Genomic DNA, 804 nt, shown 5'->3' with positions numbered 1-804 from the left:
CGCCCAAAGTAGTTCAATACTGACAGAAGACGCATGCGATTCTTTGATGGCGTTAAATGCGTTTACAGAGCCAGATTCATATAAACGTTCTACAGAATCGATCCCTGCCTTTTTCAACATACGCTCGGTAGCGAGTCGAAGATTAGGCAGATCTTTGAGTCGGGTCGGCTTAGCAGAAGACTGCTCAGCTTTTTCTTCTTTAGCAAAACCTAGAGACGTGGTTGCAAGCTGCAAGATTTTCTCTTGGTCTTGCCAGAGGCCTTCAGGTAAAGCGAAATATTTAGTAACGACAGGGAAACCACGTTTTTTGTAGACGTAAGGTTGAAACCCTTGTTGTTCGAATTGTTTCGTTGTGCCTTTGTCTGCGCGTATGTGCAACTGGTCATTTACAACCAGAGCAAACATAGTGTCATCAGCAAAAAGACCGAAGCCACCAAACATTGAGCGTGATTTTATTTTTCCTAGGGACTCAAATAACTTCATCGAGTCCTTTAGTATCGGTTTATCCATGTTATTTATCTCGGTGTATTTGAACTACGCCACCAAATAAGCAGGTCCGAGAGATTAGCAAAATGTTGCAATTAAATTGTCAATAAGCCGTAAATTACTAAATTATTAGTAGTTACTGCATTTTGCCATCGGTAACCCCGCTACCATACCAACGAGTGGTTTAGGCCGGAAGCTTTGCGTCTCACTCTTTCGAGTGGTTTGCCCTGTGCGTGACTGATTGAATAGAATAAAGTTTTTGTTGAATGAAGCTCACACTTGATATTTCAAAATGTGATACTGCTTCAATTAATGATC

General features: G+C 41.4%; 1 protein-coding gene and 1 riboswitch. The gene reads right to left on the bottom strand.

Annotated features, from left to right (window positions below; genetic code table 11):
- Nucleotides 1–510: TfoX/Sxy family DNA transformation protein (locus tag AB4512_RS11385; RefSeq protein WP_372174929.1), on the bottom strand; the 510-nt coding region annotated here is incomplete at its 3' end.
- A gap of 127 nt (nucleotides 511–637) precedes the next feature.
- Nucleotides 638–723: riboswitch (cyclic di-GMP riboswitch) on the bottom strand.
- Between the last annotated feature and the right edge of the window lie 81 nt (nucleotides 724–804).

This window comes from Vibrio sp. 10N.222.52.B7, assembly GCF_041474275.1.
Taxonomy (GTDB): Bacteria; Pseudomonadota; Gammaproteobacteria; order Enterobacterales; family Vibrionaceae; genus Vibrio; species Vibrio crassostreae_C.
Note: the sequence above shows the minus strand (reverse complement) of the source record. Positions and strands in the feature narration are given on the sequence as shown.